Consider the following 21,922-nt stretch of genomic DNA (forward strand, 5'->3'; position numbering starts at 1 on the left):
GGCACGTTACGCTTTGCCCACCCTACAAGAGCTGCGGACCTACGCCACGCTTCGCGCGTTCCTGAATTCCTTCGCCGCCTTGTCCAGCACGAACAGCGATCCCTCCGCGACGCCGAAATAGGCGCCGTGGGTCTGCATCTGACCGCTCTCGACCGCCTTCTGCACGAACGGGAAGGTCATCAGGTTTTCCAGGCTGCGGAACACCGCGGCCTTCTCGATGCGCTCGACGAATTGCGCCATGGTCTCGTGGTCGCGCTGCTCCACCACTTCGCCAGGCTTGATGAACATCTGCATCCATTTGCCGATGAAGTCGCCGGGCGTGAGCGGCTCGATCTTGTCGACGAAAGCACGGATGCCGCCGCACTGGGCGTGCCCGAGCACCACGATGTGCTTCACCTTCAGCACCGTCACGGCATACTCCAGCGCCGCCGAGACGCCATGCGCGTTGCCGTCGGGCTGATACACCGGCACCAGATTGGCGATGTTGCGGACCACGAAGAGCTCGCCCGGCCCGACGTCGAAGATCACTTCGGGCGAGACGCGGCTGTCGCAGCAGCCGATCACCATCACTTCCGGGAACTGCCCCTTCACCGACAGCTCGCGGTAGCGGGTCTGCTCGGTCGGCAGCCGCTGGGTGGCGAAGGCCTTGTAGCCTTCCAGCAAATGCTCTGGGAATGTGTTCATGGCCTATGCCTAATCATATACCGCTGGGACGAACAAGCCTTTCGAATAGGCAGGCCAGGTGCTATCGGCTTCGGTCGGAAGTGAGACGAGGAAAACGGAAGGAACGCTTGCATGACCCGCCCGCGCCGCAGCCATCTGTTCATGCCCGGCTCCAACCCCCGCGCGCTGGAAAAGGCGCGTAATCTCGCTGCCGACGGCCTGATCCTCGATCTGGAAGACTCCGTCGCGCCCGACGCCAAGGCGGTGGCGCGCGACGGCATCGCGGCCGCAATCGCAGCCAAAGGTTTCGGCAAGCGCGAGATCCTGATCCGGACCAACGGCCTCGACACGCCCTGGTGGGCCGACGATGTCGCGATGGCGGCGAAGGCCTCCCCGGACGGCATTCTGGTTCCAAAGGTTTCAAGCGTCGAAGACCTCGACACGATCGGCCGCCGTCTCGCCGAGCTCGGCGCGGCGCCGACCGTAAAAGTCTGGGCCATGATCGAGACCGCACGCGCGGTGCTGCATGCCGAGGAACTGGCGGCCGAGGGGCGCGATCCAGCGCGGCGCCTGTCAGGCTTCGTGTTCGGCCCGAACGACATTTCGCGCGAGACGCGGATCAAGATGCTGCCGGGCCGCGCCGCGATGATCCCGATGATCACCCATTGCATCCTGGCAACGCGCGCCCACGGCCTCGAAATCCTCGACGGGCCCTACAGCGACATCGCCAATTCCGACGGGTTCGCCACCGAATGCGCGCAGGGCCGCGATCTCGGTTTTGACGGCAAGACGCTGATTCACCCCTCGCAGATCGAAGCCTGCAACGCGATCTTCACCCCGCCCGAAGAGGAAGTCGCGCGCGCGCGAAAGATCATCGCCGCGTTCGAGCTGCCGGAGAACGTCTCGCGCGGCGCGATCCGTCTCGATGGCGCCATGGTGGAGCGCCTGCACGCCGACATGGCGCGGCGCACGATCGAGATCGCGGATGCGATTGCGGCGATGGGCAAGGGCTGAGGGACGTCACCTGCGCGCTGCTGACTTCGACATGATGCTCGCGGCTTGCGGCCGCGCTTTGCTGTGAATCCAGGAACTGCGTCGTCGCGTCACTGTCTCCGTCTCGCATTCTTCAGGGTTTCGGATGGTAGCTCACCGACCGCTCGCCGATATTCCGATGCAAAGCGGCCAAGATTTTGAAAGCCACATTTGAACGCGACGGCAACGACGCTGGTCTGCTCATCCGGATGTCGCAAGAGCTCCGTCGCCCGCTGAAGCCGGAAGCGTCGCGCGCACTGGCCCGGTGATCCCCGCCCCGCCTCGGAGAATTCCCGATAAATCGTCCGCACGCTGACGTTGGCGATTGCGGCAATCTTCTCCAGATCGATTGGTTCGTCCCAATGAGCCTCGATGTAGGATTCGACGATGTCGATGACGGACCGGTTGGCGCCCGGCGCCGGGCCCTGAAGCCGATCGGTGAAATTGTGCCGGTGCGCCAGAAGGATTCGAACCATCAACGCCCGCTCAAGTTCGCCGATGGCTATGGGTGAGTAGTCCTGGCCGAACCTGTCCAACTCCTCCGCAAATCTGAAGACGTCCTGACGAACATAAGTCATCACCGCCGGATCGGATTCGCCCGGGGCGAAACGCAGCTCCATGTCGCTATCATCGCCCAGGATTGTCTTTAGCAACCGCTCGAGTGCGCCGGCATCGATCCTCAGCACCAATTGGCGATAGCCCGGCGCAAACTTGAGGTCCAGCCTGGCGTCTCCGGAGATGATCGGACTGAAGGCCCCAATTGGCCCGCTGCTCCCTTTGGTGCTGAAGCTCGCAGCCCCTTGGATGGAGAAGAGCTGGCGGAGAACTTGCGATTCAGGAAAGGAGAGCGACGCCGCACCTTCGTAGCCGCAGAAGGCGAGGCCGATTGATTGCAAGCGAGCAAAATTGGCCTGGATACCGAACTCGCGGCCATGCTTGTCGAAACGGTCTGCGCCATATTCGGCGAATAGGCGGTCGCGCGCGAACTCGCTGTCGCGGGACTTAAGCAACGGATACCGGTCGAGATAGGAGACGGCGCCCAAATCAGAATCCTCTAAGGCTCAAATTACTGTATCGCCATTCGGGCGCTACCAATTGGGATTCCGTGGCATGACCCGCGGACGTCGTTGACGCTTGCCGGAGCGTGAACCTGCACGCGAAGTTCGAGCCGCTGCGACAAATTGTCTGGAGAGCCGACGCAATGCCTAAACGTTTTTCTTGCGCCAACGGATCACCCCGAGCCGAGGCGAGGGCGATCGATGCCGGCCCGTTGCCGAATACCGATAACGATCTTGGGCCGGCGTCCGCAATTCAGGCGCGATGGCCTCCTCGGCGTCTGAACGAGGCTCGGGATGTCTCCGTCCGGCTATCGCTTTGGCAGAATCCGGCCATTGTGTCTTCGGTCGGACAAATGCCCTGATAATTCGATTCGTATACCTCCTTCATGTGCCGGGTCGCACAGCGGACACACAGTTGGTCCTCTCGAGATTCCGAGCGAAACCATGAATGCTGCAATCGTTTGGAAGCGCATGCGCTGCAGGCGAAGCATCAATTTCGGAGCGATGAAATGTTCGGTCGTAAATCCCGCGTCGATGCACAAGCTCAGATTGAGGCAATCGGCCGCTCGCAAGCCATGATCGAATTCAACCTTGATGGGACCATCATCACGGCCAACAAGAATTTTCTCGATGCGCTCGGCTATCGGCTCGACGAGCTCCAGGGCAAGCATCATTCCATGTTCGTGCCCGTCGACCAGCGCGACAGCACCGAGTACAAGGCGTTCTGGGCCGCATTGAACCGTGGCGAGTACCAGGCGCGCGAGTTCAAGCGGATCGCGAAGGGCGGCCGCGAGGTCTGGATCGAAGCATCCTACAATCCCGTGCTCGACGGCAACGGCAAGACAGTGATGGTCGCCAAGATTGCGACCGACATCACCGAGAAGAAGATCCGCAGCATGGCGGACGCTTCGAAGATCGCCGCCGTTGGCCGGGCCCAGGCCGTAGTCGAGTTCAAGCTCGACGGCACCATCGTCACTGCCAACGAGAATTTCTGCAAGGCGCTTGGCTATTCGTTGCCCGAAATCGAGGGCAAGCATCACAGCATGTTCATCGCCGAGGCCGAGCGCAACGGCACGGCCTATCGCGAGCTCTGGGCCAAGCTCAACCGCGGCGAATACCAGGCGGGCGAATTCAAGCGGATCGGCAAGGGCGGCCGCGAGGTCTGGATCCTCGCCTCCTACAATCCGCTACTCGACGAGAACGGCAAGCCGTTCGGTGTCGCCAAGTTCGCGACCGACGTCACGGCGGAGAAGCTGAAGAATGCCGACCTTGCGGGCCAGATCGCGGCCATCGAGAAGGCCCAGGCCGTGATCGAGTTCAACATGGACGGCACGATCGTCACCGCGAACGAGAACTTCCTCGGTGCGCTCGGCTATTCGCTGGCGGAGATCAAGGGCAAGCACCACAGCATGTTCGTCGAGCCCTCGGAGCGCGATGGCAACGGCTATCGCGAGTTCTGGGCGGCGCTCAACCGCGGTCAGTACCAGGCGGCTGAATACAAGCGCATCGGCAAGGGCGGCAAGGAGGTCTACATCCAGGCTTCCTACAACCCGATCATGGATCTCAACGGCAAGCCGTTCAAGGTCGTGAAATATGCGACCGACGTCACGAAGCAGGTGCTGGTCCGCATGGGCAACGAGCGCGTTCGCGGCATGATGGAGTCTGTTGCCGCAGGCTCCGAGGAGCTGAACGCCTCAGTGCGCGAAATTTCGGAAGCCATGACCAAATCCCGCGATACCGCGATGAGCGCGGTGGATCAGGTCGCCGCCGCCGACGCCCAGGCCCAGCGCCTCACCGAAGCAGCGCTGGCGATGAGCGGGATCGTCGAGCTCATCAACAACATCACCGGCCAGATCAACCTCCTGGCCCTTAACGCCACCATCGAATCCGCCCGCGCCGGCGAAGCCGGTCGGGGCTTTGCGGTGGTGGCCTCGGAGGTCAAGAGCCTCGCTAACCAGGCCAAGCAGGCCACTGACAAGATCGGCGCCGCGATCGGCAGCCTCAACGGCATCTCCGGCGACGTCGTCACCGCCCTTGCTTCGATCAAGACGGCCATCAACAACGTCAGCGAATATGTGACGTCGACGGCCGCGGCCATCGAAGAGCAAAGCACCGTGACAAACGAGATGTCGACCAGCATGCAGCGCGCCGCAGCGGAAGCCGCGGCGATGGCCACCAGTGCCTGATCTGCGCGGACCGCGTTGACGGTCTGTTACGGGATTTGCAAGGCCGGTAGTCGAACGCCAGTCGGAACGGCTGGCGGCCGAGGAGAGCGGCGCTAAGGCAGGAGATCCGCGTGCCTCAGCGCAACGCGTGATCGGCGCGATCGAGCGACTCCAGCGTCGACGCATTGGCGCAGAAGCCGTGGTAGTTCTGCACGGCGGTGCCGTGGGCTAGCTCGCGATCGCACTGACCCTTGTGGCTGCAAAGCGCGCAGACCCGCTCCATGTCGCGCAGCAGCAGCGGATGCGCGCGGCCGAGCCCTTCGGCGCTGATGCCGAGCTGCTCCAGCATCTTCGGCAATTCGTCGGCGGCGTGCTTGCCGTGGCGAACCAGCTCTTCGAGATCGTCAGGCGCGATCCGCAAGTCTTGCGCGATGCGATCGAAATCGGCGCGGTCGAGCTGCCGGATCTCGTTCAGCTCGCGGCGATGCTTCAGCCAGCTTGCAAAGGACTCGATGAGGTCCTGGACAATGGGATAAGGCCTGGTTGCGGTGCTCATGCGAAGCTCCATTCGAACGGCTGAATTGGAGCGAGATTAGGCACAATGGTGCAGGTGCGCGTTGCGCTGGATCAAATTGCGATGAGGGAGCCCCGAGCTCCGCTGCACCTCTCCCGCTTGCGGGAGAGGTCGGCGCGCCCGGGCGATGCGAAGCATCGTTCCGCGCGCCGGGTGAGGGCTCTCTCCTCTAGGAGATTGTCCCGTTGTGTAGACACACTCTCCCCAACCCTCTCCCGCAAGCGGGAGAGGGAGCGCACCCCTTGCGCGGCAGTCAGCCGAACCGCTCCGCCGCCCACGCATACAGGCTGCCCGGGATCGGTTTCTCGCCGCCGCGACCCTTGGGCGAGATGTGCAGGCCGATGACGTCGCGGTCGGTGACGAGGCCGAGATAGCTCGATGGATCGAAGAACAGCTTTGGTTCGGCATGCACGGCGTAGAACGATTGCTTCGGCAACGCGCAGTGCAGCTCGCCGGTGCGGCGCGCGAGCGCGGTGAGTGCCGCCGGCCCGAAGATCGCAACGCGGATGTCGGAGAGGCGGTTCGAGCCGCCGCACAGGCGGCGCATCGCAAACGTGACGCGATGGCGCAGCGACAGCCAGTACGGCGTCAGCTCGTCCTGCTCCATCAGCTCTTCGAAAGCGGCAACGATGCCGTGTTCGGGTGGAAGGTAGATCACGGAATTGCCGAGCTGGCGTGGCCGCTCCCACGCAAAGTAGGGCTTTGCCGGATTGATCTCGACGGACTTGAGCAGCAGCACATCGGCGTCGAGCCAGAGGCCGAGGCCTTTTGCCATCAGCTTCATGCGGAAGAAGTCGCTGAACTGAAGCGTGGTCCAGTCGCGCCAGCTGCCGTCCGGCTGCGGCGGTCGCAATCGTTCGGAGAACGCATGCGGGAGGATCGCCTCGGCATCCGCGTTGCCGACGCCGGCGGGCAGGCCGGGAATGGTGTCGAAACCGTAGACCGTGACCTTGTGGCCGGCAGCCAGCTGCGAGCGCAGACAGGTCTGGCGCAGGGCGTCCATTGGGCCGTGCCAGAAGGTGACGATGTCGGGCAGCATGGGCGCAAGCTATAGAGGACAACGCTGGCAAAGAAAAAGCTCCGGCGCTGTCAGCACCGGGGCTCAAACAAAAACTCGAGATCAGGCCCAGGCGCGTTCGCGCTTGAGCTTGTCCTCATAGGTGTCGATCGAGGCCTTCTTCTCCATCGTCAGGCCGATGTCGTCGAGGCCGTTGATCAGGCAGTGCTTGCGGAACGGGTCGATCTCGAACTTGACCTTGCCGCCGTCGGGACCGCGGATCTCCTGGTTCGGCAGGTCGATCGTCAGCGTCGCGTTGGCGCCACGCTCGGCGTCGTCGAACAGCTTGTCGAGGTCTTCCTGGGCCACCCGGATCGGCAGAATGCCGTTCTTGAAGCAGTTGTTGTAGAAGATGTCGCCGAACGAGGTCGAGATCACGCAGCGGATGCCGAAGTCGAGCAGCGCCCAGGGCGCGTGCTCGCGGCTCGAGCCGCAGCCGAAATTGTCGCCGGCGACCAGCACCTTCGCATTGCGATAGGCGGGCTGGTTGAGGACGAAATCCGGATTCTCGCTGCCGTCGTCCTTGTAGCGCTGCTCGGAGAAGAGCCCCTTGCCAAGGCCGGTGCGCTTGATGGTCTTGAGGTACTGCTTCGGAATGATCATGTCGGTGTCGACATTGATGATCTTCAGCGGCGCCGCGACGCCTTCCAGCGTGGTGAACTTGTCCATGGTTGCGATTTCCCGGGATGGTCTAGGGAACCGGTATTTATCGCGATTGGCGCGGAAATCCTAGGCCGAATTCGGCAGATCTCGTCTGCCTAACCGGGCTCTTGAGCCTCGATCGCGGCCATATCGTCGTCCGACAGGCCGAAATGATGGCCGATCTCGTGGATCAGGACGTGGCGGACGATATGGCCGAGGCTTTCATCGTGCTCGGCCCAATAGTCCAGGATCGGCCGGCGGTAGAGCCAGACCATGTTGGGCAGCCGCGCCACGTCGCCAAAACTCTGCTGCGGCAGGCCGACGCCCTGGAACAGGCCGAGCAGGTCGAACTCGCTCTCGCATGCCATCTCGTCCAGGACCTCCTCGGTCGGGAAGTCGTCGACGCGGATGATCACGCCCTCGCACAGCCTTCGAAACTCCGCCGGCAGGCGTTCGAACACTTCGCGCGCCATCGCTTCCATCTCGGCCAGCGAGGGCGCTTTCAATTCCGTCCACATGGGCTTGTCATAGCGTGGGTTTCGCGGCGATGCATCCGGCTTTATAAGCGCGACGAGGTTGACGGGCGCCGTCAAAACGGGGAGCGTAGGGCCTCGAAGTGGACGTTCAAATGGGCGGAAAAATGCGAGCGAAAACAGCGCTGACGCTACTGTGCATGGGGTTGTTTTCGCAGTTTTGCGTTGGCGCGGAGGCCCAGACCGCGGCTCCCGGGATCAGGCTCGCCCAGGCGGCCTCACGAAACGATCTCCCGCCGCCGCGCAAGCGGGCCCCGGCGCGCCTGCGCGTCACGCCCTATTACAGTCCGGATGGCGTCTATCCCCGTTACAATCCCGGTCCCGATGCGGTCCGCGAGTGCAACGCCACCTATGTGCAGGAATATCGCCCCAGCGGCACGGTGATCGTGCCGCATATGAGCTGCTACTGGCGCCGGGGCTGATACGAGCGCGATGCCGTCGCGCGCCTGAGGCGGAGGTCGTCATGACGAGATGGTTCGCATTGGCGGTTGCCGTCGGGCTTGCCGCAGGCCTGTCTCACGCGTCCGCTGCGCACAGGGTGACGAAGCTGCCTGATGCGTCGGCCGGGCGCGCGGTGTTCGACGGGCGCCGACATGTGCGGTCCGACGTCGCGCGATACGCCCCGCGTCCTGATCCGCATTACTACGCGCGGCCTGTCTACTACCGTCCTTATCCTTACGGCGTGCCGGCACCGTTCGTGCTCGGCTTCGGGCCCTGGTGACGACGTCGCGGCGCGACGCCGGGCCCGTCGTTCATTCATGAGGCATTCACGTCGCTGTCCCTAATTTAATCTTGGGAGCGACTGCCAATGAACAGGGATGACGCGCGCCGGGAGCGAGCGTCGCAACTCCGCTGTCCAGATTCAGGGAGAAGTCGATGCTGAGAATATTGGGTCTCACGGCAAGCCCGATGCGCTTGCTCGGGATTGCGGCTGCTGCCACGCTGATGCTGTCGGCCGGGACCACGCGTCCTGCCGAGGCGATGACCCCGATCAATCCGACGGCGTTGCCTGCGGCGAAGGCCGCAAGTGGCGATGTGATCCCGGTTCGCCACGGCGGCGGCGGCGGTGGACATGGTGGTGGCGGTCATGGCGGCGGCTTCCATGGTGGCGGCGGCTTCCACGGTGGAGGCGGCTTCCACGGCGGCGGAGGGCATATCGGTGGCTTCCGCGGCGGTGGTTTCCACGCGGGTGGCTTCCGCGCCGCGCCCGCCTTTCATGGCGGCGGCTATCGCTACGGCGGAGTTCGCCACTATGGCGGAGGCGGATTCCATCGCTACGGCATCTATCGCCCCGCCTATTACGGCCATCGCCATTTCCACCGGCGCTACTATGGCGGCTACTATCCCTATTACAGCCATCCGCGCCGCTGTCGGGTCATCTGGACCTATTACGGTCCGCGCCGCGTCTGCCGCTGGCATCGCTGGCACCATCCGTACCGCTATTGGTGATTTGAGTGCTGCTAGCTCCGCACGCGTCATGGCCGGGCTTGTCCCGGCCATCCACGTTATTGGGCTTGTGCAGAAAGTTCGTGGATGCCCGGGACAAGCAAGGGCATGACGGAGGATGTGGCCTAAATCCAATCCTTCAGTTTCCACGTCGCCGACGTCCAGCGCGTGAGGTTCTCCAGCTTCCATTGCTTGAACATCGCCGGCGGCCAGCGGCTGAGCTTTGAGGCCTCCTCGACCTCGGGCTTGGCGACCATGCGCAGCGGTGCCGCGCGCCGCCGGTGCTGGGGCGTCGCCGCGCTGATCAGATCGACATATTCAGGCTTGCCGGCCATGAGCTCCTGTCCTCGCAAAACCCTCGCGAGGACGCAGTGTCGGCGCTGCCGATTAACGGCGGTTTGCCGCGATCGCTCAAATTGCAGGGAGCGGCTTACCGCCACTCCCTGATGTCGACGAAGTGACCGGCGATCGCCGCGGCTGCGGCCATCGCCGGCGACACCAGATGGGTCCGGCCCTTGAAGCCCTGGCGGCCCTCGAAGTTGCGGTTCGAGGTCGAGGCGCAGCGCTCTTCGGGAGCCAGCTTGTCGGGGTTCATCGCGAGGCACATCGAGCAACCGGGCTCGCGCCATTCGAAGCCGGCCTTGATGAAGATCTTGTCCAGACCTTCAGCCTCGGCCTGCTCCTTCACGAGGCCGGAGCCCGGCACGACCATGGCGTTGACGCCGCCTGCGACCTGCTTGCCTTCCGCGATCTTGGCGGCGGCGCGCAGATCCTCGATCCGGCCGTTGGTGCAGGAGCCGATGAAGATGCGGTCGAGCTTGATGTCGGTGATCTTCGTCCCCGCGGTCAGGCCCATGTATTTCAAGGCACGGTGCTTGGAGAGACGCTTGGCCTCGTCCGCGATCTTGTCGGGATCGGGCACGCTGCCGGTGACCGAGATGACGTCCTCAGGCGAAGTGCCCCAGGTCACGATCGGCGGCAGCTTCGCTGCATCGAGCCGCAGCTCGTGGTCGAAATGCGCGCCCTCGTCCGAGCGCAACTTCTCCCAGTAACGCATCGCGGCGTCCCAATCCGCGCCCTTCGGTGCCTTCGGGCGGCCGCGCAAGAAGTCGAACGCCTTCTGGTCCGGCGCGACCAGGCCGGCGCGCGCACCGCCTTCGATCGACATGTTGCAGACCGTCATGCGGCCTTCCATGCTGAGCGCACGGATCGCGTCGCCGGCGTATTCGAGCACGTAGCCGGTGCCGCCCGCGGTGCCGATCTCGCCGATGATCGCGAGGATGATGTCCTTGCCCGTCACGCCGTCAGGCAATTTGCCATCGACGGTGACGCGCATGTTCTTCGCCTTCTTCTGGATCAGCGTCTGCGTCGCCAGCACATGCTCGACTTCCGACGTGCCGATGCCGTGCGCGAGCGCGCCGAACGCACCATGCGTCGAGGTGTGGCTGTCACCGCAGACGATGGTGGTGCCGGGCAGCGTGAAGCCCTGCTCGGGACCGATGACGTGGACGACGCCCTGACGCTTGTCGAACTCGTCGTAATATTCGATGCCGAATTCCTTGGCGTTGTCGGCCAGTGCCTTGATCTGCTCGATGCTTTCAGGGTCGGGGTTCGGCTTGGTGCGGTCGGTGGTCGGCACGTTGTGATCGACGACGGCCAACGTCTTCTCCGGCGCGTGGACCTTGCGGCCGGTGGCGCGCAGGCCTTCGAACGCCTGCGGTGAAGTGACCTCGTGCACCAGATGGCGATCGATATAGAGCAGGCAGGTGCCGTCCTCGGCTTCGTGCACCAGATGGTCGTTCCAGATCTTGTCGTACAATGTGGTCGGCTTGGACATGAGCGTCAGCTCCAGGAATGTTGTGTAGAGCGGGTTGCGCGGCTGGCGCGCGGGGCAACAAAATCGTCAGCGCAGCTTTCAGGCTGCGCGCGTAAGCTCTGACGTTGCCGAGGTCGCGAAGCGTCCGAAGAACCGGCCGGGCAGCCGCGAGCGATCGTCGATGACGACGCGCTTGACGGGCGAGAGGCTGGTCAAATCTGGAAACATTCCAAGAATATATAGCAGGCCGAATTGAAATCGCGAGGGCTTTGACGCGCACGGCTGACGCAACAAAAAAGCGCGGGGTTTGGCCCCGCGCTCTCGATAACTCGCCTGTAAGCCGAGCTTACTCGTTGACGGCAGCAGCCGGGCGGTCCTGCTTCTTCTCGACGATGCGGGCCGACTTGCCGCGAAGGTTGCGGAGGTAATAGAGCTTGGCACGACGCACCTTGCCGCGGCGCACCACCTTGATCGAGTCGATCATCGGCGACATCACCGGGAACACGCGCTCCACGCCTTCGCCGTACGAAATCTTGCGCACCGTGAAGCTCTCGTTGAGACCGCCGCCGGAACGGCCGATGCAAACGCCTTCATAGGCCTGCACGCGGGTGCGGTCGCCTTCGACGACCTTCACGTTGACGATCACGGTGTCGCCGGGGCCGAATTCCGGAATCTCCTTGTTGGCGGAGAGCTTGTCGAATTGCTCTTTTTCGAGCTGTTGGATCAGGTTCATGGGTAAATCTCCATCGGCGCGCCCAGCCTTGGAAAACGGGGGCTGCGCGAAATTCGTTTATCCAGCCATTGCGGATGTGGCCGCTGCTATAAGGCAAGCCGGAGCGTTTGTCACCCGTCTGTCTTGTTTTTTGGCGTTTTTTGGCGTCCGGCCCGATTCGGGACTTTGCTCGGGATCTGGGCCCACAAATCCGGTCGCCGGGCCGCCGTCAGGGCCTCGGATTCCGCCCGCCGCCAGCTGGCGACTTTGGCATGGTCGCCGGAGGTCAGGATCTCCGGGATCGGGGTTCCCTCGAACAGCTGCGGCCGGGTGTACTGGGGGTATTCGAGGAGACCGTCCGAAAAGCTTTCCTCGGTTCCCGAGGCTTCCTTGCCCATCACGCCCGGCAGCAGCCGAACACAGGCGTCGATCAGGGCCAGGGCTGCGATTTCACCACCCGAGAGCACGTAATCGCCGATCGAGACCTCCTCCAGACCCCGCCCGTCGATCACCCGCTGGTCCACTCCCTCGAACCGCCCGCAGACGATCAGGGGACCCGGACCCTTGGCGAGCTCCAGGACGCGGGCCTGGGTCAATGGCCGACCCCTCGGGCTCATCAGCAGTTTCGGCCGGTTCGGGCCAATCCCGGCGGCATCGATGGCTGCCGCCAAAACATCGGCCCGTAGCACCATGCCCGGCCCGCCGCCGGCCGGGGTGTCATCGACGCTGCGGTGGCGGTCGGTGGCCGAGGCCCGGATGTCCCGCGCCTCCAGCTCCCAGAGCCCGCCAGCCAGCGCCCGGCCGGCCAGGCTCACGCCCAGCGGCCCCGGAAACATTTCCGGAAACAGCGTCAGCACCGTCGCGCGCCAGGGTGAGGAGGTGGTCATTGGATCTCAATTATTGTCGTCCCGGACAAGCAGAGCGCAGATCCGGGACCCATAACCACCGCACTTCGTTTTGCGACGGCTGGAGCGATCAGCTTAGCCAAAAATTCTGGCCTGTGGTTATGGGTCCCGGCCTTCGCCCGGACGACTCGGGGAGGAATCCTCCTCCGTGTCCTCTGCCTCGATTTCCTGCGGCAGCGCGATCACGACGCGGCCGCCTGCGATGTCGACCTCCGGCACCGCCGCGTCCGTGAACGGCAGCAGCATCGTAGTGCCTGTGGGCGGCGCGATCTCGATAATGTCGCCGGCGCCGAAATTGTGGATCGCGAGCACGCGGCCGAGCGCATCGCCGGCAGTAGTGACGGCGGCGAGCCCGATCAGATCGGTGTGGTAATATTCGCCCTCGTCCGTCGCGGGCAGTTTTTCGCGCGCGACGTAGAGCTCGATGCCGTTGAGGCGCTCGGCGTCATCGCGGGTCGTGACGCCCTTGAATGTCGCAACCAGATGATCCTTGGCCGCGCGCGCCGTTGCGACCTCGAACTGGCGCTTGCCGTCCTTGGACGAGAGCAGGCCGTAGCTCCGCACGGCAAAGGGATCTTCGGTGAAGGTCCACAGTTTGACCGCGCCGCGCACGCCATGCACGGCGCCGATCCGCGCGACGCAGACCAGCGCCGGCATGATCTGGCCTTAACCCTTCGCGGCGGCTTCGGCCTGCGCCTTGCGCTCCTTGCGCGGCACGGCCTTCTCCGGATTGTTGCGCACTTCGCGCTTCTTGACGCCGGCGGCGTCGAGGAAGCGCGACACACGGTCCGACGGCTGCGCGCCCTTGGCGAGCCAGGCCTTCACCTTGTCCATGTCGAGCTTCAGACGGGTCTCGTTGTCCTTCGGCAGCAGCGGGTTGAAATAGCCGAGACGCTCGATGAAGCGGCCATCGCGGGGGAAGCGCGAATCGGCGACGACGACGTGATAGACGGGGCGCTTCTTGGTGCCGGCGCGGGCGAGACGGATAACGACGGACATCTAAGTTCTCCTTCAAAGTACGTTTTGTTCGGTTGATTGGTATTCCGCGTTGCGCGAGACCGTTGCGATCTCCCGCGACGAATTCCTCATTTCTTCTTGCCGGGGAAACCGCCGAGACCCGGCAGCATCGGCTTGCCGCTCAGCCCGGTCAGGCCCGGAACGTTCGGCAGACCCTGGCGCAGCCCGGCAGGTAAATCCTTCGGCAGGCTGGGCAGACCTTGTCCGCCGCCACCCTGCATCTTTTCCTGCAGCGCCTTCATCTCTTCCGGCGAAGGCGGCTTCATACCGCCGCCAAAGCCCATCGCCTGCGCGATGCCGGCGAGCGGACCGCGCTTGCCGGAGCCCATGGCCTTCATCATGTCGGCCATGTTCCGGTGCATCTTGAGCAGCTTGTTGACCTGCTCGACACTCTGGCCGGAACCTGCGGCGATGCGCTTCTTGCGGCTGGCCTTGAGCAAATCGGGATGACGTCGCTCGTCGCGTGTCATGGAATCGATCACCGCGACCTGGCGCTTCAAGATCTTGTCGTCGATGCCGGCGGCCGCGATCTGGTTCTTCATCTTGGCGATGCCGGGCATCATGCCCATCAGGCCGCTGATGCCGCCCATATTGGCCATCTGCGACAGCTGCTCGCGCATGTCGTTGAGGTCGAACTGACCCTTGCGCATCCGCTCGGCGGTGCGCGCAGCCTTTTCGGCATCGATGTTGGCGGCAGCGCGTTCGACCAGCGACACCACGTCGCCCATGCCGAGGATGCGGCCGGCGATACGGTCGGGATGGAAATCCTCCAGCGCGTCCGTCTTTTCACCGGTGCCGAGCAGCTTAATCGGCTTGCCGGTCACCGCGCGCATCGACAGCGCGGCGCCGCCCCGGCCGTCGCCGTCGACTCGTGTCAGTACGATGCCGGTGAGGCCGACGCGCTCGTCGAAGGCGCGCGCGAGGTTGACGGCGTCCTGGCCGGTGAGGCTGTCCGCCACCAGCAGCACTTCATGCGGATTTGCGGCGGCTTTGATCGCGGCTGCTTCCGCCATCATCTCTTCGTCGAGCGTGGTGCGGCCGGCCGTGTCGAGCAGCACGACGTCGTAGCCGCCGAGCTTGCCGGCCTCGAGCGCGCGCTTCGCGATCTGCGCCGGCTGCTGGCCGGCGACGATCGGCAGCGTCGGAATGTCGAGGTCGCGGCCCAGGACGGCCAGCTGCTCCATCGCCGCGGGACGGTAGATGTCGAGCGATGCCATCAGCACCTTGCGCTTGTCGCGCTGGACCATGCGACGGGCGAGCTTTGCGGTGGTGGTGGTCTTGCCGGAGCCTTGCAGGCCGACCATCATGATCGGCACCGGCGGCACGGAATTGATGTCGATGGTCTGGCTTTCGGCGCCGAGCGTGTTGATCAGCTCGTCGTGGACGATCTTGACCACCATCTGGCCTGGGGTCACCGACTTGACGACGGTGGCGCCGATCGCCTGCTCGCGGACCCGCTCGGTGAAGCTGCGCACCACTTCGAGAGCCACGTCGGCTTCCAGCAGCGCGCGGCGCACCTCGCGCATGGCCGCGTCGACGTCCTTTTCGGTCAGCGCACCGCGCCCCGTCAGACGATCGAGAATGCCGCCAAGCCGTTCCGACAGATTGTCGAACAATGCCGTTGTCCTTTTTCACCTCTGCCCGCATGCGCGGAGGAGGGAGCAGAAAATCCAAACACCTTTACGCCCGAGGGCGCACAGCGCTGTCGGGCGTTGGCCTCTGGCCTCTGGGGCCAGTGGGCGGGTCGAAAAGAAAGCCTTTCCGAGAAAGTGGCCGGGTTAAACGCCGCTGCCGCCCGAAAGTCAAGGAAAGTTAGGGGCGCGGAGCGCCATTGCCAGAGCAAACTACTGAAAACAAAGTTCTTTCGGCCGTGGGTTCCTTTTCATCGGGGCCGGCCCATATGACAGCTTGATGTCCCGCCCCTCCGACCGTCCCTGAAGCCAGAACCGTGCCGATCACCCGCCGCCGCCTTTTCGGACTGCTCGCCGGTGCCGGCGCATTGGTCGGCGTGCCCTCCCTTTGGATGTCCCGCATGAAAACCTATGACGGCCCGGTCTCCGACCATTTCGACGGCCTGAACTTCTTCGATCCGGACGGCGTGCCGCCGAAATCGCTTCGGGAGGTCCTGCGCTGGCAATTCGGCGGCAAGCGGCAGCGCGCGAGCTGGCCGGATTGGGCGCCGAGCCCCCATGCCGACACCCCGCCGGACCGCGTCGACGGCGACAAGGTGCGGCTCTCTTTCGTCGGCCACGCCAGCTGGCTGATCCAGACCGGCGGCCTCAATATTCTCGTCGATCCCGTCTGGTCGACGCGGGTCTCGCCCGTCAGCTTCGCCGGGCCGAAGCGGCACAACGATCCCGGCATTGCGTTCGACAAGCTGCCGAAGATCGATGTCGTGCTGGTCTCGCATGGCCATTACGATCATCTCGACATGGCGACGCTGTCGCGGCTCGCCAAGAATTTCGCGCCGCGTGTGGTGACCCCGCTCGGCAATGACGTCACGATGCGCAGCACCGATGCGACGATCAAGGTGGAAGCGTTCGACTGGCACGATCGCGTCGAGCTCGGCGGCGGCATCGCCGTGACGCTGGTGCCGACCCGGCACTGGTCGGCGCGCGGCATGTTCGATCGCAACAAGGCGCTGTGGGCGAGTTTCGTACTGGAGACGCCTGCGGGGAAAATCTACGTCGTCTGCGATTCCGGCTATGGCGATGGCGGGCATTTCCGCCGAGCCGCCGAGAAGCACGGCCCGCTACGCCTGGCGATCCTCCCGATCGGCGCCTACGAGCCGCGCTGGTTCATGCGCGACCAGCACATGAACCCGGAAGATGCGGTGAAGGCGCTCGCGGATTGCGGCGCGCAAGCCGCACTCGGGCATCATCACGGCACGTTTCAGCTGACCGATGAAGCCATCGATGCGCCGGCGAAGGCCTTGGTCGAGGCGCTCGACGCCGCAAAGGTGCCGCAGGAGCGGTTTGTCGCGATGAAGCCGGGGCAGGTGGTGGAGATTTAGCTTCACCGGGACAGACAATGGAGTCTGTCGCGGCAGCTGCGCCTACTGCTCTTTCGCCTTGATCGCCCAACTCACATTCACCGTCACCGCCAGCGTTTCCTCGCCGGGCGCAACGGCCGCGCCGCCTGCGGCCATCGGCGCTGCGGCCATGCGTCCCTTGAACAGCGGCATCGGGGCGCCGCCTTCGGACACGCTGAGCGGCGCGCCGAGCGTGACGCCGGTGGCCTTGGCGTAGATCTCCGCTTTGCGGCGGGCGTCTGCGACAGCCTTCTCGCGGGCATCGTCGAGTAGTTTCGAGGCCTGCGTCACCTCGAAGGAGATGTTGCCGATATCGTTGGCGCCGGCGCCGACCAGCGTGTCGATGATGGCGGCGACCTTGGTCACGTCGCGGATCTTCACGGTGACGCGGTTTGACGCGCGGAAGCCGACCACGGGCGAGGCGCCGGTGGATTTGTTCTGGCCGTATTGCGGCTGCAGCGACAGCCGCGAGGTCTGGTAATCCTTCTCGTCAATGCCTGCGCCCTTCAGCGCCAGCAGCACCTTGCCCATCGCGGCGTTGTTGGCGTCGGACGCTTCCTTCGCAGACTTGGCGTCGTTGGCGACGCCGGCGTCGATCTGCGCGAGATCAGGCGCGGCGGAGATCGTGGCTTCGCCGCTCACCGAAATCGCGGACGGAAAATCGTCGGCAAGCGCAGGCGTTGCCAGCATCGCGGCGGCAAAGGACGTAACAAGGGAGGTCAAAAGGATGGCAGGCTTTTTCATCGGTCTCACTTCAGCGGCACGAATACATTGATCACGAGCTTGTCCTCGGCCGTCTTCAGGGGATCGGTGAGGTATTCCTCGATGAAGGTGTCCTTGGCTTCCAGCTTCTTGTCGTCGAGGTGATTGGTGATCGCCTCATAGGTGTTGTCCATGTTGTCGTAGGAGCCGCGATGAACGAATTTCAGCGCCTTGCCCTCCGGCGATTTGCCGACGCTCATATCCTTGGGCAGGTTCTTCGGGTCCTGCTCGACCGGGATCTCGGCAAGGAAGGTGAAGCCGGTATCGTCGGTCGAGGTGTAGACGATCATCGAATTGCCGGCGTGCTTGATGCCCTGCTTGTCCAGCAGCGTGTTCAGCGCCTTGAAGGCGTCGATCAGCGTGTCGAAGGCCGAGTCCCAATTGGCAGTGCCCTTGACCATCACGACCTTCCTGGGCTCGAGCGTGGTCTCCTGTCCGAACGGATCAGCCGTCTGCACGGGAGCCGGCGTCGCGGCTGCAGCGGGCGGCGGGGCGGGGCTCGGTGAGGCACTGGCTGCGGGCGAGGGCGAGGTTGCAGGGGACGCTGCAGGCGACGTTGAAGGGCTTGGCGAGGCGCCGGCCGCCGGCGAGGGCGTGGCCACGGGTGCAGCGCTCGCGGCCGGGGAGGGCGAAGCCGACGGGGCCGGCGAGGGGCTCGCCGATGCGGCCGGCGCCGGGCTCGGCGTTTGGGCCAGCGTGGCCGACAGACCAAACGACAAGGCCGCTGCCGGAATCAGCGCGGCCAAAGCGAGACGACGAAACCTGAACATTTTTATTCTCCCCAATAGCTTATCCGCCAAGGCCTTACGTCCCCGAGGCCTTAATCCGGCCGCATGTCCCGGTTGCGCGAATTTCGCCGTTCTAACACGCGAGCGCCGAATTCGTCCCATGACAGATGCGTCATGGCAGCGTCCTGGCTCTTGTCGGCAAATCACTGGCCAAGAGGGCCAAGGATCGCCATATAAGGCAGGCGAAATTCGGGAATTTTCATGAGCGCGCTGGCCAACCACGCATTTGCCAAGATGAACGGCATCGGCAACGAGATCGTCGTTGTCGACATGCGCGATTCCGCCACCACGGTCACCCCGGACGACGCCCGTGCGGTGGCATCGGCGCGAGGCGGTGTGCCCTACGACCAGCTCATGGTGCTGCAGAAGCCGCGCTTCGACGGCACCGAAGCTTTCATCAGCATCTACAACTGTGACGGCTCCGAGGCCGGCGCCTGCGGCAACGGCATGCGCTGCGTGGTGCGGCGCGTCTTCGAGAAGACCGGCCAGACCAATGTGACGTTCGAGACGGCCGCGGGCCTGCTCAATGCCTGGCAGGGTCCGGCGCCGGATCTTTATACGGTGGACATGGGCGCGCCGAAATTCGGCTGGCAGGACATTCCGCTCGACCAGGAATTCCGCGACACCCGCTACATCGAATTGCAGATCGGCCCGATCGACAATCCGATCCTGCATTCGCCCTCGGTCGTCAGCATGGGCAATCCGCATGCGATCTTCTGGGTCGATGACGTCAACGCCTACGATCTCGAGCGTTTCGGTCCGCTGCTGGAGAACCATCCGATCTTTCCGGAGCGCGCCAACATCACGCTCGCCCATATCGTCGATCCCCAGCAGATCACGATCCGCACCTGGGAGCGCGGCGCCGGCCTGACCAGGGCCTGCGGCTCGGCCGCATGTGCCACGGCGGTTGCGGCGGCGCGGCTGAAGCGCGCCGAGCGCAATGTCGAGATCGCGCTGCCCGGCGGCAAGCTCGGGATCGAATGGCGCGAGCGCGACGATCACGTGCTGATGACGGGCACAGCGACTTTCGAATATGAAGGCCGTTTCGATCCGGCGCTGTTCGCGCCGGTCGGGTGATGAGCGTCGACATCGTCACCTTCGGCTGCCGCCTCAACGCCTTTGAGGCCGAGGTGATCCGCCGCGAGGCCGAGGGCGCAGGCCTTTCAGATACCATCGTCATCAACAGCTGCGCTGTCACCAACGAAGCGGTGGCGCAGGCGCGCCAGTCGATCCGCAAGCTGAAACGCGAGCGGCCGGCAGCGCGCATCGTCGTCACCGGTTGCGCGGCGCAGACGCAAAGCGGCATGTTCGCCGAGATGGCCGAGGTAGATCGCGTCGTCGGCAATGACGACAAGATGCGGTCGTCCGCATGGCGCGAGGCGCGTGCGGCGTTCGATCTCGGTGCGAGCGAAAAAATCGCCGTCAGCGACATCATGGCGGTGAAGGAGATGGCGCCGCATCTCATCGACGGCTTCGCGAGCGGCCTGCCGCGCGTGTTCGTGCAGGTGCAGAACGGCTGCGACCATCGCTGCACTTTCTGCATCATTCCGTTCGGGCGCGGCAATTCGCGCTCGGTGCCGATGGGCGCGGTGGTCGATCAGGTCCAGGCGTTGGTCGCGCGCGGCCATGCCGAGATCGTGCTTACCGGCGTCGATCTCACCAGCTACGGCGCCGACCTGCCGGGTACGCCGAAACTCGGCCTGCTGACGAAGCAGATTTTGCGGCACGTGCCGGAGCTGAGGCGCCTGCGCATCTCCTCGATCGATTCGATCGAGGCTGACAGCGATCTGTTGGATGCCATCGCTGAGGATTCGCGGCTGATGCCGCATCTGCACCTGTCGCTGCAATCCGGCGACGACATGATCTTGAAGCGCATGAAGCGGCGGCATACGCGCGGCGACGCCATCGCGTTCTGCGACCAGGTCCGTCGCCTGCGCCCGGACATCGCGCTGGGCGCCGACATCATTGCGGGCTTTCCGACCGAGACCGAGGAGATGTTCTCGCGCTCGCTCGACCTGGTCGAGGAATGCGGCCTGACGTTCCTCCACGTCTTCCCCTATTCGCCGCGTCCCGGCACGCCGGCCGCGCGGATGCCGCAGGTTGCGGGCGGCGCAATCAAGGAGCGGTCGAAGCGGCTGCGCTCGGCCGGTGAGGCTGCGCTTCTGCAGCGGCTGCAAGCCGAGATCGGGGCCACGCGTGAGGTGCTGATCGAGAGCGACGGTCAGGGACGGACGGAGCATTATCTGCCAGTCGCGATTGCGGGCGAGCGTGTGGGCCGCATCGTGCCGCTGCGGATCGCCGGTCGTGATGGCGCGCGGCTGACTGCTTAGCCTCGTTGCGGCGAGTGACGACGCGCTGTACCTCCAGCGTCGTCCCGGCGAAGGCCGGGACCCATACCGCGTGATCTATCGGTGATCCGCGGTGCTTGTCCCAACCAAGCAGAGTAACGGACCGTCGTCGCCAAACTTCTCCCTGTGGTTATGGGTCCCGGCCTTCGCCGGGACGACACCGAGGGTGGAGAAGCAGCGCGCCCCAAACAGCCTACAACGCCCGCACCTGCCAGAACCGCAGCGTCCGCCGCGCATTCTCCGGGGTCATGCGCGCGTAGTGGCTTTGAGCCCTTGCGATGTCGGCCGGTTTCATCGCGCCGCTCGCAAAGCGGCTTTGGAGCACGGCGGCGGTGGTTTCCCAGCTGAGCTGCGCCGCCTTGCACGGCACCAGCAGGCCGTCCTCGCGCAGGCTTTGCATCAGCGGGCGAATCACTTCGACGGTCGATCCCGACAATGCGGCCAATGCGGCCACCGCTTCTTCATAACGCCGCTGCGTTGCGAAGCCGAGCAGCGTCGCTTCGCCGAGCTGGCCGGTCGCCTTCAGGCCTGCGACGGCGCGCTTGGCACCTTCGAAATCGCGGACCCCCGACATCTCGCGCTCGACACCGACGGTGACGGCTGCGATCGCGGTCTGGATCTCCTCGAACAGATGCGGCGGCGCGCGCGACAACAGCCGGGTCCGCACGGCGTCCGTTGCCGAGCGCAGCAATTGACGACGCAGGTCTGACGGCAGATCGACGCGGACGCCGACGCTGACCGCGAGCTCGGGGTCGGCCTCGGCCTGTCCGACGATGACGGCGAATCCGTTGCCGGACACGCGCGCGCCGGGATTGGCGGCGAGCCGCCGGCTGACGTTGGGATAGCGCCGCGCCAGCAATGCATCGGTGACGATCTCCTTCAGCCACCAGCGTCCGGCGACCGCGAGCAGATGCGGCTCGCCCTTGCTCGAGGCGATCTGCACCAGCGCGCCGTCATCGAGGCGCGCGGATTCCTGCAGCACGGGACCAGCGATGCGGATTTCGTCATTGTTGGCGAGCCGGCGAATGACCGATGGCGGCGCCTGCGCGATCGGCGCGAGCTGCGCGCTGATCTCGGCGAGCGCTACGCGCGCGCCCATGTCGGCGATGGCGCGGAGCTCGATGGTGCCGATCAGGCGATCGAGCACGTCGTCGAACAGTGCGATCTGCTCGTCGTCGAAACTGCCGGCGGAGGACAGGAACAGGTCGGTGACGCGGCGGGCTGTTGCCAGGCCCTTTTCCGCCGAGCCAGTCCGAAGCGCGGACTCGACCTCGTCGATGATCGATAACTCGGCCGTGGACATGACGCGCAGCTCGTCCTGAGCAGATTGACGGAAGCTTGTTCTAAGCAACCGCTATCATTAGCGACGAGCA

Annotated in this window: 24 protein-coding genes; 8 read left to right on the forward strand and 16 right to left on the reverse strand. The window is 64.6% G+C overall.

Features of this window, described 5'->3' with window-relative positions; genetic code table 11:
- Positions 1–39: 39 nt before the first annotated feature.
- Complete coding sequence (locus IVB48_RS15145) at positions 40–684, reverse strand: carbonic anhydrase (RefSeq protein ID WP_247284947.1); 645 nt, start codon at positions 682–684, stop codon at positions 40–42.
- Positions 685–795: 111 nt separating this feature from the next.
- Here IVB48_RS15145 and IVB48_RS15150 point away from each other — a divergent pair, with 111 nt between their 5' ends.
- Positions 796–1,677: a CoA ester lyase gene (locus IVB48_RS15150; RefSeq protein WP_247400599.1), complete on the forward strand. Its 882-nt coding sequence runs from the start codon at positions 796–798 to the stop codon at positions 1,675–1,677.
- Positions 1,678–1,766: 89 nt separating this feature from the next.
- On the opposite strand, the gene IVB48_RS15155 is transcribed toward IVB48_RS15150, so the two are convergent.
- A complete protein-coding gene (locus IVB48_RS15155) occupies positions 1,767–2,738 on the reverse strand; it encodes an AraC family transcriptional regulator (RefSeq protein WP_247400600.1) in 972 nt (323 codons plus the stop codon).
- A 524-nt stretch (positions 2,739–3,262) separates the two neighbouring features.
- On the opposite strand from IVB48_RS15155, the gene IVB48_RS15160 reads away from it, so the two are divergent.
- Positions 3,263–4,939, forward strand: a complete 1,677-nt coding sequence (locus tag IVB48_RS15160) for a PAS domain-containing methyl-accepting chemotaxis protein (RefSeq protein ID WP_247400601.1) — start codon at positions 3,263–3,265, stop codon at positions 4,937–4,939.
- 115 nt (positions 4,940–5,054) lie between these two features.
- Here IVB48_RS15160 and IVB48_RS15165 read toward each other — a convergent pair whose 3' ends face one another.
- The 4 genes from IVB48_RS15165 to IVB48_RS15180 form a co-directional block, all read right to left on the reverse strand.
- Positions 5,055–5,474: a hypothetical protein gene (locus IVB48_RS15165; RefSeq protein WP_247400602.1), complete on the reverse strand. Its 420-nt coding sequence runs from the start codon at positions 5,472–5,474 to the stop codon at positions 5,055–5,057.
- Between the two features lie 271 nt (positions 5,475–5,745).
- Entirely contained in the window at positions 5,746–6,531 is a 786-nt protein-coding gene (locus IVB48_RS15170) for a capsular polysaccharide synthesis protein (RefSeq protein ID WP_247400603.1), read from the reverse strand.
- An 81-nt stretch (positions 6,532–6,612) separates the two neighbouring features.
- Positions 6,613–7,218, reverse strand: coding sequence for a 3-isopropylmalate dehydratase small subunit (leuD, locus tag IVB48_RS15175; protein WP_018459795.1), 606 nt, complete (start codon positions 7,216–7,218; stop codon positions 6,613–6,615).
- A gap of 89 nt (positions 7,219–7,307) precedes the next feature.
- Complete coding sequence (locus tag IVB48_RS15180; protein WP_247400604.1) at positions 7,308–7,709, reverse strand: metallopeptidase family protein; 402 nt, start codon at positions 7,707–7,709, stop codon at positions 7,308–7,310.
- 155 nt (positions 7,710–7,864) lie between these two features.
- On the opposite strand from IVB48_RS15180, the gene IVB48_RS15185 reads away from it, so the two are divergent.
- From IVB48_RS15185 to IVB48_RS15195, 3 genes are all read left to right on the forward strand, one after another.
- Positions 7,865–8,146 carry a hypothetical protein gene (locus tag IVB48_RS15185; protein ID WP_027566372.1) on the forward strand — a complete coding sequence of 94 codons (282 nt, stop codon included), beginning with the start codon at positions 7,865–7,867 and terminating at the stop codon, positions 8,144–8,146.
- A gap of 41 nt (positions 8,147–8,187) precedes the next feature.
- Positions 8,188–8,445 carry a hypothetical protein gene (locus IVB48_RS15190; RefSeq protein WP_247400606.1) on the forward strand — a complete coding sequence of 86 codons (258 nt, stop codon included), beginning with the start codon at positions 8,188–8,190 and terminating at the stop codon, positions 8,443–8,445.
- Positions 8,446–8,600: 155 nt separating this feature from the next.
- Positions 8,601–9,173 (forward strand): hypothetical protein, encoded by a 573-nt coding sequence (locus IVB48_RS15195; protein ID WP_247400608.1) that lies wholly within the window; start codon positions 8,601–8,603, stop codon positions 9,171–9,173.
- A 122-nt stretch (positions 9,174–9,295) separates the two neighbouring features.
- Here IVB48_RS15195 and IVB48_RS15200 read toward each other — a convergent pair whose 3' ends face one another.
- The 7 genes from IVB48_RS15200 to ffh form a co-directional block, all read right to left on the reverse strand.
- The gene (locus tag IVB48_RS15200) at positions 9,296–9,505 is read right to left on the reverse strand and encodes a hypothetical protein (RefSeq protein WP_247284939.1); all 210 of its coding nucleotides are present in this window, start codon (positions 9,503–9,505) and stop codon (positions 9,296–9,298) included.
- Positions 9,506–9,600: 95 nt separating this feature from the next.
- A complete protein-coding gene (gene leuC / locus IVB48_RS15205; RefSeq protein WP_027566375.1) occupies positions 9,601–11,007 on the reverse strand; it encodes a 3-isopropylmalate dehydratase large subunit in 1,407 nt (468 codons plus the stop codon).
- Positions 11,008–11,332: 325 nt separating this feature from the next.
- Positions 11,333–11,719 (reverse strand): 50S ribosomal protein L19, encoded by a 387-nt coding sequence (rplS, locus tag IVB48_RS15210; protein ID WP_007598824.1) that lies wholly within the window; start codon positions 11,717–11,719, stop codon positions 11,333–11,335.
- Positions 11,720–11,829: 110 nt separating this feature from the next.
- Positions 11,830–12,585, reverse strand: a complete 756-nt coding sequence (gene trmD, locus IVB48_RS15215; RefSeq protein WP_247400610.1) for a tRNA (guanosine(37)-N1)-methyltransferase TrmD — start codon at positions 12,583–12,585, stop codon at positions 11,830–11,832.
- A gap of 117 nt (positions 12,586–12,702) precedes the next feature.
- Positions 12,703–13,260, reverse strand: a complete 558-nt coding sequence (gene rimM / locus IVB48_RS15220) for a ribosome maturation factor RimM (protein ID WP_247400612.1) — start codon at positions 13,258–13,260, stop codon at positions 12,703–12,705.
- Positions 13,261–13,269: 9 nt separating this feature from the next.
- Positions 13,270–13,602 carry a 30S ribosomal protein S16 gene (gene rpsP / locus IVB48_RS15225; protein ID WP_007598827.1) on the reverse strand — a complete coding sequence of 111 codons (333 nt, stop codon included), beginning with the start codon at positions 13,600–13,602 and terminating at the stop codon, positions 13,270–13,272.
- 86 nt (positions 13,603–13,688) lie between these two features.
- Positions 13,689–15,236, reverse strand: coding sequence for a signal recognition particle protein (gene ffh / locus IVB48_RS15230; RefSeq protein ID WP_027566378.1), 1,548 nt, complete (start codon positions 15,234–15,236; stop codon positions 13,689–13,691).
- Positions 15,237–15,568: 332 nt separating this feature from the next.
- Here ffh and IVB48_RS15235 point away from each other — a divergent pair, with 332 nt between their 5' ends.
- A complete protein-coding gene (locus tag IVB48_RS15235) occupies positions 15,569–16,633 on the forward strand; it encodes an MBL fold metallo-hydrolase (protein WP_247400613.1) in 1,065 nt (354 codons plus the stop codon).
- A 42-nt stretch (positions 16,634–16,675) separates the two neighbouring features.
- On the opposite strand, the gene IVB48_RS15240 is transcribed toward IVB48_RS15235, so the two are convergent.
- Positions 16,676–17,395 carry an SIMPL domain-containing protein gene (locus IVB48_RS15240; protein WP_247400614.1) on the reverse strand — a complete coding sequence of 240 codons (720 nt, stop codon included), beginning with the start codon at positions 17,393–17,395 and terminating at the stop codon, positions 16,676–16,678.
- A gap of 5 nt (positions 17,396–17,400) precedes the next feature.
- Positions 17,401–18,183: a GyrI-like domain-containing protein gene (locus tag IVB48_RS15245; RefSeq protein ID WP_247400615.1), complete on the reverse strand. Its 783-nt coding sequence runs from the start codon at positions 18,181–18,183 to the stop codon at positions 17,401–17,403.
- 219 nt (positions 18,184–18,402) lie between these two features.
- On the opposite strand from IVB48_RS15245, the gene dapF reads away from it, so the two are divergent.
- Both dapF and mtaB read left to right on the forward strand, forming a co-directional pair.
- Positions 18,403–19,278: a diaminopimelate epimerase gene (dapF, locus tag IVB48_RS15250; protein WP_247284932.1), complete on the forward strand. Its 876-nt coding sequence runs from the start codon at positions 18,403–18,405 to the stop codon at positions 19,276–19,278.
- Complete coding sequence (gene mtaB, locus IVB48_RS15255; RefSeq protein ID WP_247284931.1) at positions 19,278–20,531, forward strand: tRNA (N(6)-L-threonylcarbamoyladenosine(37)-C(2))-methylthiotransferase MtaB; 1,254 nt, start codon at positions 19,278–19,280, stop codon at positions 20,529–20,531. The genes dapF and mtaB overlap by 1 nt, the downstream gene beginning before the upstream one ends.
- A gap of 211 nt (positions 20,532–20,742) precedes the next feature.
- Here the strand turns inward: mtaB and IVB48_RS15260 are convergent, their stop codons facing one another.
- Positions 20,743–21,852 carry a DUF2336 domain-containing protein gene (locus IVB48_RS15260; RefSeq protein ID WP_247400616.1) on the reverse strand — a complete coding sequence of 370 codons (1,110 nt, stop codon included), beginning with the start codon at positions 21,850–21,852 and terminating at the stop codon, positions 20,743–20,745.
- Positions 21,853–21,922: the final 70 nt, after the last annotated feature.

Source organism: Bradyrhizobium sp. 76 (assembly GCF_023073025.1).
GTDB lineage: Bacteria > Pseudomonadota > Alphaproteobacteria > Rhizobiales > Xanthobacteraceae > Bradyrhizobium.

Coding starts and splice junctions, on each gene's coding strand:
- IVB48_RS15145 (WP_247284947.1), bottom strand. CDS start 684: ATGAACACATTCCCAGAGCATTTGCTGGAAGGCTACAAGGCCTTCGCC.
- IVB48_RS15150 (WP_247400599.1), top strand. CDS start 796: ATGACCCGCCCGCGCCGCAGCCATCTGTTCATGCCCGGCTCCAACCCC.
- IVB48_RS15160 (WP_247400601.1), top strand. CDS start 3,263: ATGTTCGGTCGTAAATCCCGCGTCGATGCACAAGCTCAGATTGAGGCA.
- IVB48_RS15165 (WP_247400602.1), bottom strand. CDS start 5,474: ATGAGCACCGCAACCAGGCCTTATCCCATTGTCCAGGACCTCATCGAG.
- IVB48_RS15170 (WP_247400603.1), bottom strand. CDS start 6,531: ATGCTGCCCGACATCGTCACCTTCTGGCACGGCCCAATGGACGCCCTG.
- leuD (WP_018459795.1), bottom strand. CDS start 7,218: ATGGACAAGTTCACCACGCTGGAAGGCGTCGCGGCGCCGCTGAAGATC.
- IVB48_RS15180 (WP_247400604.1), bottom strand. CDS start 7,709: ATGTGGACGGAATTGAAAGCGCCCTCGCTGGCCGAGATGGAAGCGATG.
- IVB48_RS15185 (WP_027566372.1), top strand. CDS start 7,865: ATGGGGTTGTTTTCGCAGTTTTGCGTTGGCGCGGAGGCCCAGACCGCG.
- IVB48_RS15190 (WP_247400606.1), top strand. CDS start 8,188: ATGACGAGATGGTTCGCATTGGCGGTTGCCGTCGGGCTTGCCGCAGGC.
- IVB48_RS15195 (WP_247400608.1), top strand. CDS start 8,601: ATGCTGAGAATATTGGGTCTCACGGCAAGCCCGATGCGCTTGCTCGGG.
- IVB48_RS15200 (WP_247284939.1), bottom strand. CDS start 9,505: ATGGCCGGCAAGCCTGAATATGTCGATCTGATCAGCGCGGCGACGCCC.
- leuC (WP_027566375.1), bottom strand. CDS start 11,007: ATGTCCAAGCCGACCACATTGTACGACAAGATCTGGAACGACCATCTG.
- rplS (WP_007598824.1), bottom strand. CDS start 11,719: ATGAACCTGATCCAACAGCTCGAAAAAGAGCAATTCGACAAGCTCTCC.
- trmD (WP_247400610.1), bottom strand. CDS start 12,585: ATGACCACCTCCTCACCCTGGCGCGCGACGGTGCTGACGCTGTTTCCG.
- rimM (WP_247400612.1), bottom strand. CDS start 13,260: ATGCCGGCGCTGGTCTGCGTCGCGCGGATCGGCGCCGTGCATGGCGTG.
- rpsP (WP_007598827.1), bottom strand. CDS start 13,602: ATGTCCGTCGTTATCCGTCTCGCCCGCGCCGGCACCAAGAAGCGCCCC.
- IVB48_RS15240 (WP_247400614.1), bottom strand. CDS start 17,395: ATGAAAAAGCCTGCCATCCTTTTGACCTCCCTTGTTACGTCCTTTGCC.
- IVB48_RS15245 (WP_247400615.1), bottom strand. CDS start 18,183: ATGTTCAGGTTTCGTCGTCTCGCTTTGGCCGCGCTGATTCCGGCAGCG.
- dapF (WP_247284932.1), top strand. CDS start 18,403: ATGAGCGCGCTGGCCAACCACGCATTTGCCAAGATGAACGGCATCGGC.
- mtaB (WP_247284931.1), top strand. CDS start 19,278: ATGAGCGTCGACATCGTCACCTTCGGCTGCCGCCTCAACGCCTTTGAG.
- IVB48_RS15260 (WP_247400616.1), bottom strand. CDS start 21,852: ATGTCCACGGCCGAGTTATCGATCATCGACGAGGTCGAGTCCGCGCTT.